A 14510-nucleotide genomic window follows, 5' to 3' on the forward strand; every position below is an offset into this window, starting at 1 on the left:
CCTGCGGCCTTCACCGGATGGATACCAGAAATCGCGCCCCCATACCGAAGTATCCTCGCGCCTCCGCCACTTAGATGGCATTCCGTGCTGCGAACCGACATCCTCGGGCACGTTCAGACGGGAGGCCGCATTGTTGAATGAAGCAGGAACGGCCGCCCCCAGCAGCGCCTCTCAGGAGCCCATGATCCTGATCGTGGACGACGATCAGGATATCAGGGACAGTCTGACGGATTTGTTCGGGTCGGTCGGCATGCAGACGACTGCATACGGCAGCACCAACGAGATGTTGGGCGGCACGCTGCCCGACGGCCCGACCTGCCTCGTCCTCGACCTCCGACTGCCGGGCTCCAGTGGTCTCGAACTGCAGGCGCAGCTGGCGAGCCAGGGCGTCGACATCCCGATCATCTTCATCACGGGCCATGCCGATGTTCCCACGTCGGTTCGCGCCATGAAGGCAGGCGCGCTGGACTTCCTGTCAAAGCCGTTCCGCGAGCAGGAGCTTCTTGATGCGGTCACGGATGCGCTTCGCCGTGACGGCGAGCGCCGCAGCGCGCAGCGTGAGCGCGACTGGGTCCGCCAGCTCGCGCAAGAACTCACAACGCGAGAAATCGACGTGCTGAAGGGCGTCGCGCGAGGCCTCCTGAACAAGCAGATCGCCTATGAGCTCGGCATAACCGAGGTCACCGTTAAAATGCATCGATCGAGCGCCGGCAAGAAACTCAAGTCGATCTCCGTCGCGGACATGGTGCGGAAAATCGATCTCCTCGGTCTCTGAGTGCTCGCAGGCAACGGGACGCGCTCTATGCGTTCATTGCCGAGCATCGCGATCGCTTTGGCGCGCGGGCAGCGCCAAGGTCCATGGCTACCGCAAGCGGCACGATGTCCTGCTGCATCATGGCGCAACCTGTTGACCGAGCGGCGGGGGAGCTCGATCCTACTCGACGGTAACGCTCTTCGCGAGATTGCGCGGCTGGTCGACATCGGTGCCCTTGGCCACCGCGACATGATAGGCCAGCAATTGCACCGGCACCGCATAGACGAGCGGCGCGATCAGCGGATGGACACGCGGCATCTCGATCGTGGCGAGGCAGCCCTCGCCCGCTTCGGCCAGTCCATCGGCATCGGATATCAGCACGATCTTGCCGCCCCGCGCCCGCACTTCCTGCATGTTGCTGACGGTCTTCTCGAACAGCGGCCCGCTGGGGGCGAGGACGATCACCGGCACCGCTTCGTCGATCAGCGCGATCGGGCCGTGCTTCATCTCGCCCGAAGCATAGCCTTCGGCGTGGATATAGCTGATTTCCTTGAGTTTCAGCGCGCCTTCCATCGCCAGTGGATAGTCCGGGCCGCGCCCCAGATAGAGCACGTCGCGCGCCGGCGCGATCAGCGGCGCCATCGCCGCGATTTCCTCGTCGTGGCTCAGCGCGGCGTTGAGCGCGGCCGGCGCTTCCGCCAGCTGGTTGACGATATCGGCTTCCTCGGCCCGGTCGATCATCCCGCGCTTGGCCGCAAGATGCGCTGCCAGCGCCGCCAGCACGGCAAGCTGGCACGAGAACGCCTTGGTCGAGGCGACGCCGATCTCCGGACCGGCGTGGGTCGGCAGCAGCAGGTCCGCCTCGCGCGCCATCGAACTCGTCGGCACGTTGACCACCACCGCGATGGTCTGCCCGGCCGCCTTGCAGTGGCGCAGCGCAGCCAGCGTATCGGCCGTCTCGCCCGATTGCGAAATGAACAGCGCCAGGCCGCCCGGCTCCAGCACCGGATCGCGATAGCGGAATTCCGAAGCGACATCGATGTCCACGGGCAGGCGCGCGAAGCGTTCGAACCAGTACTTCGCGACCATGCCAGCGTAGTAGCTGGTGCCGCAGGCGACGATGGTCACGCGGTTGATCTTCGACAGGTCGAAATCGATCTGCGGCAGCGCGACGGTCTGGTCCACGCGGCGCAGGTAGCTGCGCAACGTCTGGGCGACGACGATCGGCTGCTCGAAGATCTCCTTCTGCATGAAGTGGCGGTAGTTGCCCTTCTCGATCGCGGCCGCCGTCGCTCCGGAGGCGACGATCGCGCGCTTCACCGGGTTGTTGTCGACGTCGAACACCTGCGCACCATCGCGCGTGATGATCACCCAATCGCCTTCTTCGAGGTAGGATACCTTCTGCGTCAGCGGCGCAAGCGCCAGCGCATCGGAACCCAGATAGGTTTCGCCATCGCCGTAGCCCACGACCAGCGGCGAACCGAGCCGCGCGCCGATGAGCATTTCCGGGTGCTGGCGGAAGGCGATGGCCAGCGCGAACGCGCCGCGCAGTTGTGGCAACACCGCCCGGACCGCGTCCTGCGGCGAAGCCCCCGCCTCGACCTGTTCGGACACCAGATGCGCGACCACTTCGGTGTCGGTCTCGCTTTCAAACCGGCGCCCACGCGCGATCAGCGCCTCGCGCAACGGGCGGAAGTTCTCGATGATGCCGTTGTGGACCAGCGCCACTTCCCCCGTGGCGTGGGGGTGCGCGTTGCTGGTGGTCGGCGCGCCGTGCGTGGCCCAGCGGGTGTGCGCGATCCCGATCAAGCCCGGAGCCGGATTGCGCGCCAGTTCGACCACCAGGTTGTTGAGCTTGCCTTCCGCGCGGCGGCGGACGAGCTGCCCGTCATGCACCGTGCAGACACCGGCGCTGTCATAGCCGCGATATTCCATCCGCCGCAGGCCATCGACAAGCCGGTCCGCAACTTCATCCTTCCCGACGATTCCGATAATTCCGCACATGGGACGCGACTTTCAACAGAGGGTGTAAGGAACGCGGATGCCCGGCATGTTGGCCGGAAAATCCTTGGTATTTCGTGTCACGAGAATAGCGCCATTGACTTGCGCGGTCGCAAGGATGAGCGCGTCGAGCAACTTCATGCGGCTGCGATGGCGGATNNGCGATGATCTGCTGCACGGTATCGCGCTGTTCGAGCGGTTCGCCGGCGAGAATTTCGGCCCAGACGATCCGACTGATCCGGTGCCGCTTGTAGCGCGAAAGCTCGGCCACGGCTTGCGGACGATCCTTCAGCCAGTCGACCAGAATGTTGGTATCGAAAAACGGATCGGCCACGGATCACACCTGGTCGTAGGGCGTGCGATCGTCGCGGATCGCGCGCTGGTATTCCACAGCATCACCGATATCGGCACGATCCTTCCAGTACCCCGCGCCCCGTGCGATCCAGTCGCTGCGGCGCGATGCGCGGTTCTGCGCCTTGAAGCTCGCCACCGCCTCGCGCAGCACCGAGGCGCGCGACTTGCCCTCTTCGGCCGCGCGGGCATCGAGCCACTGGATATCTTCATCGGGAAGATCGGCGAGAATGCGAGTCATCGTGATATACCGATATCATATCATGATATCATGGCAACCGAATTTCCTGCCATTCCCGACGCAATCCGTCCGGGAAGCACCGCTCAGCCCTTCTTCTCGGCCTTTTTCTTCTTCATCGCATCGTGGAAGCGATCGGCCCAGCCGGGCTTGATCAGTTGTTCCGCGCGTACCATGCGCAGTTCCCCGGCGGCAACATCGCGGCTGACCGCGCTGCCGGCGGCCACGATCGCGTCCGCGCCGATCTTGACCGGCGCGATCAGCGCCGAATTGGAGCCAATGAAGGCGCGTTCGCCGATCACCGTGCGATACTTGAAATAGCCATCGTAATTGCAGGTGATCGTGCCCGCGCCGATGTTGGCCCCCGCCCCCACGTCGGCATCGCCCAGGTAGGTCAGATGATTGGCCTTGGCCCCTTCGGCCAGATTGGCGTTCTTCACCTCGACGAAATTGCCAACCTTGACCTTCCGGGCGAGATTCGCGCCGGGGCGCAGGCGCGCGAATGGACCGATCTGCGCCCCTTCCCCCACGGTCGCGCCTTCGAGATGGCTGAAGCCATGGATTACCACCTTGTCCGCCACCGTCACACCGGGGCCGAACCACACGTTCGGCTCGATCGTCACGTCGCGGCCGATCGCGGTGTCCCACGCGAACCATACCGTTTCCGGCGCGACCAGCGTGGCGCCATCGGCCATCGCCCGCGCGCGGCGGCGCTGCTGCCAGCGCGCCTCGGCCTCGGCCAGTTCACCCCGGCTATTGATGCCGGCCACCTCGTCCGCATCGGCGGTCACCACCACCGAACAGGCGCGGCCATCGGCGATGGCGATGTTGACGATATCGGGCAGGTAGTATTCGCCCTGCGCGTTATCATTGCCCACGCGCGCGAGCAGGCCGAACAGGTCCGCCGCGCGCACCGCCATCAGGCCCGAATTGCACACGCGACAGGCGCGCTCCGCCTCGCTCGCATCCTTGTGCTCGACCATCTTCACGATGCGCCCGTCCTGCGCGATCACGCGTCCGTACTGAAGCGTGTCGGCCGGCTCGAAGCCCAGCACGACCACGGCCGGCGCATCGCCCCCATGCAGTCGGTCGATCATCTCACGCATGGTTTCCGCGCTGACGAAAGGCACGTCGCCGTAGAGGATCAGCACGTCACCGGAAAAGCCGGAGAGCGCCGCTTCCGCCTGCTGCACGGCGTGGGCGGTGCCAAGCTGCGGGTCCTGCACGGCGATGGCCGCGCGCTCGCCCAGCGCCTGCTCCAGCTGTTCGCGCCCATGCCCCGCCACGACGACGCAACGTTCCGGCGCCAGCGCATCGGCACTGGCAAGCAGGTGCAGCAGCATCGGCCGGCCGGCGATGGGGTGCAGCACCTTGTGCAGATCGCTTTTCATGCGGGTGCCCTTGCCGGCGGCAAGGACGATGATGGCAAGGGGAGAGGAAGCGGCGGCGGCAGGATTCGGTTCGGTCATACCGGGTCATTGCCAGCAAATGCTTGCGCTTTCCAGAACGGTCCGCCACGTGCCCTGCCCATGGCACCATTTCCCTTCGACATCGTCGGCTTCGATCTGGACGGCACGCTGCTGGATACGCTGGGCGATCTCGGCCAAGCGCTCAACCATACGCTTGCCATCGCGGGGCGGCCGACCATTCCGGTGGAAGAGGTGCGCCGCTTCGTCGGTGGCGGCGCGGGCCAGATGCTGCGCGGCGCGCTCGCCGCCAGCGGCGGGGTGGACGAAGCGGCCCTGCCCGCCTTGCAGGACCAGCTCTATGCCTTCTACGCCGAGAATATCGCCCGCCATTCGCGCCTGTTCCCCGGCGGCGCGGCGATGCTGGACGCGCTGGATGCGCGCGGCGTCCGGATCGCCGTGGCCACCAACAAGAAGGAGACGATGGCGGTCAGGCTGTTCGAGGAACTTGGCCTGCTGGACCGCTTCGCCACGGTGATCGGCGGTGACACGCTCGGCCCCGGAAGCGCCAAGCCCGCGCCGGACATGCTGCATGCCATGGTCGAACGCTGCGGCGGCGGCCGCGCCGCTTTCGTGGGGGATACCACGTTCGACATCGGCGCGGCGCGCGCAGCGGGGATTCCCGTGGTCGCGGTCGGCTTCGGCTATCACGACCTGCCGCCGCACGAACTGGGCGCCGATGCGGTGATCGGGCATTTCGACGAGCTGGTGCCCGCGCTCGAACGTCTCTGAAAGTTCTCGTTTCAGTGCCACAACCACAAACATCGGACTTTCGGGTCTGGTGTGGCCGCGCCGCCATATTCAACGGCAACCTGAACGCCCTCCGTGCATCCGCGCTTGCGGACGGGGCTGGCGCAGGGCAAATGATAGCACGCCTAACAATATCCGCGAAGGAGCCGGTGATGTCTGAAGAATACGTTCCGCCGAAAGTCTGGGCCTGGGACAAGGAGAACGGCGGCGCCTTCGCCAGCGTGAACCGACCGATCGCCGGCCCGACGCATGACAAGGATCTCCCGGTCGGCAAGCATCCCTTCCAGCTCTATTCGCTGGGCACGCCCAATGGCCAGAAGGCCGCGATCATGCTGGAGGAACTGCTGGCGCTGGGCTTCAGCGAAGCCGAATACGATGCCTGGCTGATCAAGATCTTCGAAAGCGACCAGTTCTCCTCCGGCTTCGTCGATATCAACCCCAACTCCAAGATTCCCGCGCTTGTCGACCGCAGTGGCCCGGAGCCGTTCCGCGTGTTCGAATCCGGCGCGATCCTGATGCACCTGGCCGAAAAGTTCGGCGTGCTGCTGCCCACGTCGGGCAAGGAACGCGCCGAAACGCTTTCCTGGCTGTTCTGGCAGGTCGGTTCCGCCCCGTTCATCGGCGGCGGCTTCGGCCACTTCTACAACTACGCGCCGTTCAAGATCGAATACGCGATCAACCGCTACGCGATGGAAACCAAGCGCCTGTTCGACGTGGCGAACCGCCAGCTTGCCAAGACACGCTTCCTGGCGGGTGACGACTACACCATCGCCGACATCGCCACCTATACATGGTTCGGCAACCTCTATCGCGGCGAAGCCTATGGCGAGGCGGCGACGTTCCTGTCGATGCACGAATACGAGCACGTCGGCCGCTGGGTGGGCGAGATCGACGCGCGCCCCGGCGTGCTGCGCGGCCGTCTGGTCAATTCGGCCAAGGGGCTGGCCGAACGGCACGACGCCAGCGATTTCGACACGCTGCCGCCCGAAAAACTGCGGGGTATCGTCAAGGGTTTCTGACCCGACGATCGCCTGGAAGAGGGGCGCGCGAAGAAGTTCACGCACCCCCTTCCCTTACGCAAACGCCCCGCTATAAGCGCGCGACCCGCTGGGGCGTCGCCAAGTGGTAAGGCACCGGTTTTTGGTACCGGCATTCGCAGGTTCGAATCCTGCCGCCCCAGCCAGTCGAGTCTTCGTGATTCGACTTGATCCCGGTGGGTCCCGGCACATCGGGCCAATCGCCTGGCAGCCGAGTTGAAAGTGTTTTCGGATTGACAGCTTCCTTGCGCGGCCTCGAGGTCGACCTTGAAAGCGATCCTTCCCGCCGGCTTGGCGATCTGCAATTTCCAGAAACAGCGCGGACTAAGCCGACGTTTCAACGAGCTCGACGATTTCGAAGGCAAATTCCCTCCAGCCTCGCATTTTCGCCGCTTCCGCGAGAGCAAGGCGTTTGCGGCGCGCTTCTGTGAGCGAACGGGTGTGCCCCCAGAAGACTTCCGTCTTGCCGTTCGCCAGTGTCGCCACAATCCGCCAGTAATGCGTGAAACTGTCGGTCGTCGGCCCGATGGTCTTCACATAGCCGTCAGGCATGGTGGCAGTCAGATAACGGCGTTTTCTGGCCACGAACCAGTCTCGCGTGCAGGCTGGCCGCTTTGAGGCGCGGCGCGATCAGGGGTTGCCGTCACGCTTGCCTGGCCTCGCCGAGCCGGTCGAGCCAAGCTTGCGCCTGCTTGGGCTCGCCGACTGCGTCCGGTTTGACCGGGCCGCGCGATGCCAGGAACTCCTGGTGCAGATCGAACGGCGACATGGCCAGTTGCTCTCGCATCTGGTCGATCGCCTTGCCTGTTTCGAGCAGATTGTCGACAAACGGCGTCGCGGCATTACGCGATATGCGATCCGCATTGTGCCCGAACAGGCCCCATTGGCCTGCGGCGGTGACGCGCAGGGCCTCGATCAGCGCCTTCGCGTAGTCCGCCTCGAGTTCGGCACGACGGTTATCAAGCCGTTCCAGTCTATCAGCTCTGGCCATGCTCCAGCCCGTACACGGTGCAATGGGTGGCGGCAATGCAGGCGGCAGTTGTCGGAGCGTGTTGAATAGCATCTTCTGGGTGCTGCGTTCCGGGCCTCGGTGGCGCGACCTGCCCGAGCTATGGGCCGTGCACCCACCTGCTACCATCGCTGCAACCGATGGCGAAGCCGCTCGCGCCGATTTACGCCCTGCGACGTCCAAGCAGGCGCCGAGAGCAGCCGTGCCGCCGATCCGTGAGGTAAACGCCCGGTTCGATGATGATGACGGTTGGGTGCCCCTTGGCCGCCTGGGCCAGCGTCTAAGAACTACGTGGAAAGCGCAGGGAACGTTGCAAAGGCTGGTGCGCCCGCCGCATAAGCCAACGCCCGGTTTCGACGCCCGATCATAGGCTCTGAATGTCTGATCCGAAGACGGAAGCAGCCCTCGTAACGAAACCGCGAAAGCTACCAGAGCGCGGCCCGCCGATAGCTTTTGGTTGAGTGAGTTCTATTTTCGAACTAACAAAGAGTGCGAATCCGCGAAAGGCGCGGACACTTGCGGGAGGATTTCCAGCCATGCGGAGCCTTGAATTTCACTTCGATTTCCGTAGCCCCTACTCCTATCTCGCGCTCACGCGGCTGCCGCTCCTGGATGCCGAAATCGATTACCGGCCGTTCGACGTCCTCGACGTGATGGGCAAGGTCGGTAACGTGCCGACCAGCGTCACCTGCCAGGCAAAGCGCCGGTATCTCCAGCAGGACCTGCGGCGCTGGGCGATGCATTACCAGGTGCCGATTGCCCCCAATCCGGGGATGGCAAACATGGATACCCGCGCCATGCTGCACGCCATGCTTGCCGCGCGGCGAAAGGGACTGGCGGCAACCGCTGCCAGCGCGCTGTTCAAGGCGGTCTGGGCGTCGCAAGTCCCGATCGCGAGCGAAGGCGATATTGCGTCCATTCTCGAAGGCGCCGCCATCGACGTGGCTGCGCTCGGCGATCTTGGCAGCACCGAAGCCGCAGCCGAGCTGGCCGCCGTCAACGCCGAAGCCGCCGAACGGGGCATCTTCGGGGCGCCAACCTTTTTCGTCGGCGAACAGCAGTTCTTCGGCAACGATCGTCTCGAATTTGTCGCAGCCGCATTGGAGGCCCAGCCATGAAACCACTTGCCATCATCACCGGCGTAGGTCCGGGCACCGGGGCCGCGCTGGTGCGGCGCTATGCGGAAGGCGGCTACCGCGTTGCCATGCTGGCCCGCGACGTCGGCCGTCTCGATACGCTGGCGCGCGAGGTTCCGGACAGTTTCGCCCTTCCCTGCGACGTTGGCGATCCCGACGCGCTCCATGCCGCGCTCGACCAGGCGGCCGCCGCCGGCGGCCCGGTCAAGGCGGTCGTACATAACGCGGTGGGCGGCGCGTTCGGGAATTTCCTGGATGTCGATCCCTCGGTGCTCGAAGCCAATTTCAGGATCAATGTCATGGCGCTCTACCATATCGCGCGATGGGCCGTGCCGCACATGGAAGCCGAAGGCGGATCGATCATTGTCACCGGCAACACGTCCGCCGAGCGCGGCAAGGCCCTGTTCGCAGGTTTCGCCCCGACCAAGGCGGCGCAGCGCATTCTTGCGGAGTCGATCGCGCGCCAGCTCGGCCCCAAGGGCATCCATGTCGCCTATCTTGTGATAGACGCGGTGATCGACGTGCCGTGGACGCGGCAGCGTTTCCCCGACAAGCCGGACGACTTCTTCATCCAGCCGGCCGACATCGCGGCGGAAGCCTTCCATGTCGCGCACCAGCCCAAAAGCGCTTGGTCGTTCCGCACGGAAATCAGGCCGGCGGGCGAAGTCTGGTAGCGCGGGCAGGCTTCCCCCGCAGTGGCACAAGCGAAAGGAACGGCGTGATCATCGAACCCAAACAGGCCTCGGTCGCCATCGTCGGTGCCGGCGACTATATCGGCGGCGCCATTGCGAAACGTTTCGCACGGGCAGGCTATCTCGTGCAGGCCGGGCGCCGCAACGGCGACAAACTCCAGCCGCTCGTCGACGAGATAGAGGCCGAGGGCGGCCGCATCGCGGCGCGCGGGCTGGACGCCCGCATTCCCGAGGACGTCACGGCCTTTCTGGCCGAGGCCGAAGCCGCGGCACCGCTCGAACTCGTGGTCTTCAACATCGGCGCGAACGTCAATTTCCCGATACTCGAAACCACCGACCGGGTGTTTCGCAAGGTCTGGGAAATGGCCTGCTTTTCCGGGTTCGTCACGGGGCGCGAGGCCGCGCGGATCATGCTGCCCCGGCAGCGCGGCAAGATATTCTTCACCGGCGCCACCGCCGGCCTGCGCGGCGGTAAGGGCTTTGCCGCCTTCGCCTCCGCAAAGTTCGGCCTGCGCGCGGTGGCGCAGTCCATGGCGCGCGAACTGTGGCCCCAGAAGATTCACGTCGCCCACCTGATCATCGACGCCGGCGTCGATACCGCCTTCGTGCGAGACCTCATCGCCAAGCGCGAAGGCCCCGACGCGCTCGAGACGCTCGATCCGGACCGGCTGATGCCGCCCGACGCGATCGCCGACGCCTATTGGGATCTTTTCAACCAGCCGCGGACCGCCTGGACCTTCGAGCAGGAAATCCGCCCCTATGGAGAAACCTGGTAATGACGGGCAAAGCCATCGCGTTCCTGTTCGATTTCGGATCTCCCAACGCCTACCTCGTCCACCGCGTCATCCCGCAGATCGAAAGCAGGCAGCCGGTCGTCTTCGAGTATGTGCCCGTTCTTCTGGGGGGCATCTTCAAGGCGACCAACAACCAGTCGCCGGCCACCGCCTTCGCGCATATCCCGGCCAAATTGGCTTACGATCGTCTGGAGATCGATCGCTTCTGCGCCCGTCATGGCATCGCAGATTATCGCATGAACCCGCATTTTCCGGTGAACACCCTCACTCTCATGCGCGGAGCCATCGCGGCGCAGCACCTGGGCCTGTTCACGCCTTACGTCGAGACGGTCTATCACGCGATGTGGCGTGATGGCCTCAAGATGGACGATCCGGAGGTGTTCGCCCGCGCGCTCGATGCGGCCGGCCTTCCGGCCGGAGAAATCGCGGCCCGAAGCCAGGCCCCCGAGGTCAAGGGCGGCCTCATCGCCAATACCGACCGCGCGGTGGCGCGCGGTGCCTTTGGCGCACCGACCTTTTTTGTTGATGACGCCATCTATTTTGGCAAGGACCGACTCGACGAGGCGGTCAGGGCCGCCCTCGCATAGGGTCCGGACGGAGCGAGAAATGCGGTGGAACGAACTGGATGAGGAGGCCTGCTCGCTAGCCCGAACCATGTCGGTAATCGGGGATCGCTGGACGCTGTTGATCCTGCGCGAATGCTTCCTCAGGGTGCGGCGGTTCGACGATTTCCAGGAACGGCTGGGGATTAGCCGCGGCATCCTTGCCGAACGGCTCAAGAAGCTCACCGACAGCTCGATCCTGACCAAAGTTGCCTATCAGCAGGACCCGCCGCGCCACGAATACCGCCTCACGCCCAAGGGGCTGGACCTCTATCCGATCCTGATGTCGCTGGTGCATTGGGGGGACGAACATCTTTCGGACAAGGCGGGCCGCCCGCTGGTGCACGTCCATGCCCTGTGCGGTTCGGAATGCGATCCCGTTCTGGCCTGTTCCGAATGCGGCGAACCGCTCGATCCGCGACAGGTCCGTGTCTATCCCGGCCCCGGCGCACCACACCCGCACAATATTCCGTTTGTCTCCGCGAGCATTTCCGCGCCGCCAGCGGGTACGCGCAAGCGCAAGCGCGCCTGATCCGGCACGCGGCCCGAATCAGGCCCAAGGTTGCCGCCGGCGCCGTTGCTCGGCCGCCTCCATGTCGATCGCTTCGGTCACGCGACCAAACGCCAGAAAGTGCTGCCACAGCACCGCAAGGCGCTGCCGGTCCATTTGCCACCGCGTCATGCCAAGCTGCCCGGCGGCGGAGAATCAAGAAACAGGCCGGCGTGTTCCACGAAAAGCGAGGGGTACTGGAAGTGCGAGGCATGCCCCGCGTCGGGATAGAGGATGAGTTGGGCGCCGGGAGTGTGCTGTTGCAGGTAGAAGCTGTTGATCGTGGGGATCATCACGTCTTCGGACCCGTTCACGACGAGCGTGGGCACCGCGATCGCCTTCAGGTCGGCAAACCGTTCGCCCTTCGGTAATGCCCAGTCGCGCGCTGCCGCAACTTGCGCCGCGATGGATTCCGGCCTTATCGGCGCGTCGAGGTCGGTAGTACGCTGGTGGCGACGATCCCAGAATGCCTTGCCCGCAGCGACCGCCGCCTCCGACCGTCCGAAAAACAGAAACAGGAAATCGTCGAGGTTGCCGTTGCCGCGCGCATGTTTTGCAACCTCGGCCTGGTAGGGCGTCGGGTCGCCGCCGCGCGGTCCCGTGCCGACGAGAATGAGCCGGCGCAGGCGATCGCTGTGTTGCTTGGCATAGGCCTGGGCGACCATCCCGCCCATCGAGAAGCCGAGAAGATCGAAACGCTGGAGACCGAGCGCGTCGGCAAAGGCCGCCACGTGGCCGGCCATGTCTTCGATGGTCGGCGGGACGGCGCCGCCCGAAAGGCCCACACCGGCGTTGTCGAACAGGATTACCGGGCGGCCGCGCCCCAATCCGTCGGTCACCGCCGGATCCCAATGGTCGAGCCCACCGGTAAAATGCTGCAGAAAGACCAGCGGCACACCCTGCGCGGCACCAAAGCGGCGATAGGCATAGCGCACGCCGTTGGCCTCGACGAAACGTGTCGGCGCATCCCCGTGGCGCATGCCCGCGGATCGCGGCAGGGCGGCCGATGGTAACACGGCGCCGGCGGCCACGATCGCAGCACCACCCAGGCCTAGCACCGCTCGGCGCCCGACGGCTCCAGACACTTTCCGACCCGTTTCATTCAGCGCTTCCATCGACCGCTCCATTTAACATTACAATTGACATGTAATCCGGCAACCTTATCATGACAAGTGTAATCCAATGGTGCCTGACAGGAGAGACCCATGCCGCTCTGGACAATCTATCATCCCGCCGATGCCTATTCGGACAGCGACAAGGCCGAGCTTGCGGAGAAGATCACCGACCTTTACGGCACTGTCATGCCGCGCTTTTACGTGGGGATCGTGTTCCAGCCGATTGACGCCCGCAATTTCTACGTGGCCGGCAAGCCCGCCGACCGGTTCGTGCGGATCGTCATGGAACACATCGCGCGCTCTTTCCCCAGCATCGAGATCAGCCGCCGTTTCATCGATCGCGTCAACACGCTGCTCAAACCCTATGTCGAGGACCGGGGCTTCGACTGGGAGTTCCACATCGACGAAACGCCGTTCGACTACTGGTCCATCAACGGCTATTTTCCGCCGCGCGCCGATACCGAAGACGAAAAAAGGTGGCGCGCCGAAAACCGCCCTTCCCCGCGCACGCACGACTGACGGAGCACGCCCATGTCCGACAGGAAGACCGCCGTCATCACCGGAGCCTCATCGGGCATCGGCGCCGTTTACGCCCAGCGGCTTGCCGCGCAGGGCTATGACCTGCTGCTGGTGGCGCGCCGCGCCGATCGGCTCGCCGACCTTGGCGCAAGGCTGGAAGCCGAATTCGGCATCAGCGTCCAACGCTGGATAGGGGATCTCGCCGATCCGGCCGATCTCGCCCGGCTCGAACGCCGCCTCGAAGAGGAGCCCGTGGCCATGCTGGTGAACAACGCCGGCGCGGGCGGCCTTGGCCCCACGGCCACCACCGGAGCCGACGCGCAGGAAGCGCTGATCCGCCTCAACGTCATCGCGCTCACCCGCCTGTCCATCGCCGCGCTTGCGGGGTTCCGCAAGGCGGGTACCGGCACGCTCGTGAACATCGCCTCGGTCATCGCCTTTGGCCCTTCCGCAGGAGGGGCGTCCTACAGCGGCTCGAAAGCCTTCGTGCTGAACTTCACGCGGTCCCTGCAAATGGAGTACGCCGATAGCGACATCCGCATCCAGGCCGTCCTGCCGGGGCCGATCCGCACCGAGTTCTTCACGTCGCAGGGCCTCAGCGATTCCGTCTTCCCTGACACCGCCTACCTTTCCGCCGAAGAGCTAGTCGATGCCGCGCTCAGCGGGCTGGAACAGGGCGAGAAAGTGACCATCCCCAGCCTTGGCTCGCCCGCGATCTGGGACGCGATCGAAGCCTCGCGCCAGGCGTTCTTCAAGGACGTGCTCGGCGGGCAGGTCGCCGAACGCTATAAGGGCGGCTAGAATTTCAGGAAGGTGGAGTAAACGTGGCAAAATACAGCGAGGACCATAAGCGCGCCACGCGCGAGGCGATCCTCAAACACGCCGCGGAGCGATTCCGCCGCGAAGGAATCGCGGCGGTGGGTGTACGCCCGCTGATGGCCGACGCCGGCCTCACCCATGGCGGTTTCTACTCCCATTTCGGATCGCGGGCGGAACTGGTTGCCGAGACACTGGAATATGCCAGCGCGTCGACGCACGCCTACTTCGAGAAAGCGGTTGCCGATTGCCCGGATGACAAGAAGCTCGAGACGATCGTGCGGAGGTATCTGCGCCCGATCCATCGTGACCATATGGGGCTGGGCTGCGCCATCTCCGCGCTTGGCCCCGAAATCGCCCGGGAAAGCGAGGCGACGCGCCACCGCCTTACCCCCCGGAACCTCGGGTTGGTCCGCCTGATCGCGGAGAACCTGCCCGCGGGTGGCGATGCCGACGAGCGTAGCGAGCGGGCCAGCGTTGTTTTCGGGGCCATGCTCGGCACCTTGCAACTCATGCGCATAGAGACCGACCCGGAGATTGCCGCCCGGCTGGCCAAGGCGGGCTGCGAGGCCGCCCTGCGCATCGCTTCGGCGCCTTGGCGTTCCCCGGCTGCCTGACGCGCCTGCTGCGCCTGCTGCGCCTGCTGCGCCTGCTGCGCCTGCTGCGCCATCGTTCGGGCA

General features: G+C 65.0%; 19 protein-coding genes, 1 tRNA gene and 1 pseudogene. 13 read left to right on the top strand and 8 right to left on the bottom strand.

Going from position 1 to position 14510, the window contains the following annotated elements:
• The first annotated feature begins 181 nt into the window (after window positions 1–181).
• Window positions 182–775 carry a response regulator transcription factor gene (locus tag B3547_RS15710; protein ID WP_292964569.1) on the top strand — a complete coding sequence of 198 codons (594 nt, stop codon included), beginning with the start codon at window positions 182–184 and terminating at the stop codon, window positions 773–775.
• Window positions 776–934: 159 nt separating this feature from the next.
• Here B3547_RS15710 and glmS read toward each other — a convergent pair whose 3' ends face one another.
• The 4 genes from glmS to glmU all read right to left on the bottom strand — a co-directional run bounded on the left by glmS (window position 935) and on the right by glmU (window position 4813).
• Window positions 935–2758 (bottom strand): glutamine--fructose-6-phosphate transaminase (isomerizing), encoded by a 1824-nt coding sequence (gene glmS, locus B3547_RS15715; protein WP_292964571.1) that lies wholly within the window; start codon window positions 2756–2758, stop codon window positions 935–937.
• On the bottom strand, window positions 2724–3089 hold the full coding sequence (locus B3547_RS22070) for a hypothetical protein (RefSeq protein ID WP_414690567.1): 366 nt from the start codon (window positions 3087–3089) through the stop codon (window positions 2724–2726). Before B3547_RS22070 ends, glmS begins: the two co-directional genes overlap by 35 nt.
• A 3-nt stretch (window positions 3090–3092) precedes the next feature.
• Window positions 3093–3347: a CopG family transcriptional regulator gene (locus B3547_RS15720; RefSeq protein ID WP_125956034.1), complete on the bottom strand. Its 255-nt coding sequence runs from the start codon at window positions 3345–3347 to the stop codon at window positions 3093–3095.
• A gap of 83 nt (window positions 3348–3430) precedes the next feature.
• The gene (gene glmU, locus B3547_RS15725) at window positions 3431–4813 is read right to left on the bottom strand and encodes a bifunctional UDP-N-acetylglucosamine diphosphorylase/glucosamine-1-phosphate N-acetyltransferase GlmU (protein WP_292964573.1); all 1383 of its coding nucleotides are present in this window, start codon (window positions 4811–4813) and stop codon (window positions 3431–3433) included.
• Between the two features lie 60 nt (window positions 4814–4873).
• Here glmU and B3547_RS15730 point away from each other — a divergent pair, with 60 nt between their 5' ends.
• The 3 genes from B3547_RS15730 to B3547_RS15740 all read left to right on the top strand — a co-directional run bounded on the left by B3547_RS15730 (window position 4874) and on the right by B3547_RS15740 (window position 6743).
• Window positions 4874–5542, top strand: a complete 669-nt coding sequence (locus B3547_RS15730; RefSeq protein WP_292964575.1) for an HAD-IA family hydrolase — start codon at window positions 4874–4876, stop codon at window positions 5540–5542.
• Between the two features lie 170 nt (window positions 5543–5712).
• Window positions 5713–6579: a glutathione-dependent disulfide-bond oxidoreductase gene (yghU, locus tag B3547_RS15735; RefSeq protein ID WP_292964577.1), complete on the top strand. Its 867-nt coding sequence runs from the start codon at window positions 5713–5715 to the stop codon at window positions 6577–6579.
• Between the two features lie 89 nt (window positions 6580–6668).
• Window positions 6669–6743 (top strand) — tRNA-Gln (locus tag B3547_RS15740).
• A gap of 178 nt (window positions 6744–6921) precedes the next feature.
• Here the strand turns inward: B3547_RS15740 and B3547_RS15745 are convergent.
• Both B3547_RS15745 and B3547_RS15750 read right to left on the bottom strand, forming a co-directional pair.
• Complete coding sequence (locus B3547_RS15745) at window positions 6922–7182, bottom strand: hypothetical protein (protein ID WP_124810544.1); 261 nt, start codon at window positions 7180–7182, stop codon at window positions 6922–6924.
• Window positions 7183–7240: 58 nt separating this feature from the next.
• On the bottom strand, window positions 7241–7588 hold the full coding sequence (locus tag B3547_RS15750; RefSeq protein WP_124810543.1) for a hypothetical protein: 348 nt from the start codon (window positions 7586–7588) through the stop codon (window positions 7241–7243).
• Between the two features lie 52 nt (window positions 7589–7640).
• Here B3547_RS15750 and B3547_RS15755 point away from each other — a divergent pair.
• The 6 genes and pseudogenes from B3547_RS15755 to B3547_RS15780 all read left to right on the top strand — a co-directional run.
• Window positions 7641–7753: pseudogene (locus tag B3547_RS15755) on the top strand (transposase); the annotation flags it as partial.
• A 389-nt stretch (window positions 7754–8142) separates the two neighbouring features.
• Window positions 8143–8724, top strand: coding sequence for a 2-hydroxychromene-2-carboxylate isomerase (locus tag B3547_RS15760; RefSeq protein ID WP_292964580.1), 582 nt, complete (start codon window positions 8143–8145; stop codon window positions 8722–8724).
• Window positions 8721–9416, top strand: coding sequence for an SDR family NAD(P)-dependent oxidoreductase (locus tag B3547_RS15765; RefSeq protein WP_292964582.1), 696 nt, complete (start codon window positions 8721–8723; stop codon window positions 9414–9416). The genes B3547_RS15760 and B3547_RS15765 overlap by 4 nt, the downstream gene beginning before the upstream one ends.
• A gap of 44 nt (window positions 9417–9460) precedes the next feature.
• The gene (locus B3547_RS15770) at window positions 9461–10210 is read left to right on the top strand and encodes an SDR family NAD(P)-dependent oxidoreductase (protein WP_223806746.1); all 750 of its coding nucleotides are present in this window, start codon (window positions 9461–9463) and stop codon (window positions 10208–10210) included.
• Complete coding sequence (locus B3547_RS15775; protein WP_292964585.1) at window positions 10210–10815, top strand: 2-hydroxychromene-2-carboxylate isomerase; 606 nt, start codon at window positions 10210–10212, stop codon at window positions 10813–10815. Before B3547_RS15770 ends, B3547_RS15775 begins: the two co-directional genes overlap by 1 nt.
• Before the next feature lie 19 nt (window positions 10816–10834).
• A complete protein-coding gene (locus tag B3547_RS15780; protein ID WP_292964587.1) occupies window positions 10835–11362 on the top strand; it encodes a winged helix-turn-helix transcriptional regulator in 528 nt (175 codons plus the stop codon).
• Window positions 11363–11380: 18 nt separating this feature from the next.
• Here B3547_RS15780 and B3547_RS15785 read toward each other — a convergent pair whose 3' ends face one another.
• Both B3547_RS15785 and B3547_RS15790 read right to left on the bottom strand, forming a co-directional pair.
• Window positions 11381–11512 carry a hypothetical protein gene (locus tag B3547_RS15785; RefSeq protein WP_292964589.1) on the bottom strand — a complete coding sequence of 44 codons (132 nt, stop codon included), beginning with the start codon at window positions 11510–11512 and terminating at the stop codon, window positions 11381–11383.
• Entirely contained in the window at window positions 11509–12507 is a 999-nt protein-coding gene (locus B3547_RS15790; protein WP_292964591.1) for an alpha/beta fold hydrolase, read from the bottom strand. The genes B3547_RS15785 and B3547_RS15790 overlap by 4 nt, the downstream gene beginning before the upstream one ends.
• Window positions 12508–12585: 78 nt before the next feature.
• Here B3547_RS15790 and B3547_RS15795 point away from each other — a divergent pair, with 78 nt between their 5' ends.
• The 3 genes from B3547_RS15795 to B3547_RS15805 are packed head-to-tail and all read left to right on the top strand — an operon-like array spanning window position 12586 to window position 14447.
• Entirely contained in the window at window positions 12586–13014 is a 429-nt protein-coding gene (locus B3547_RS15795; protein WP_124810537.1) for a tautomerase family protein, read from the top strand.
• A gap of 12 nt (window positions 13015–13026) precedes the next feature.
• Window positions 13027–13815, top strand: a complete 789-nt coding sequence (locus B3547_RS15800; RefSeq protein WP_292964593.1) for an SDR family NAD(P)-dependent oxidoreductase — start codon at window positions 13027–13029, stop codon at window positions 13813–13815.
• 23 nt (window positions 13816–13838) lie between these two features.
• A complete protein-coding gene (locus B3547_RS15805) occupies window positions 13839–14447 on the top strand; it encodes a TetR/AcrR family transcriptional regulator (RefSeq protein WP_125956059.1) in 609 nt (202 codons plus the stop codon).
• Window positions 14448–14510 lie beyond the last annotated feature (63 nt).

Origin of the sequence: Novosphingobium sp. UBA1939, assembly GCF_002336885.1 — a bacterium.
Classification (GTDB): domain Bacteria; phylum Pseudomonadota; class Alphaproteobacteria; order Sphingomonadales; family Sphingomonadaceae; genus Novosphingobium.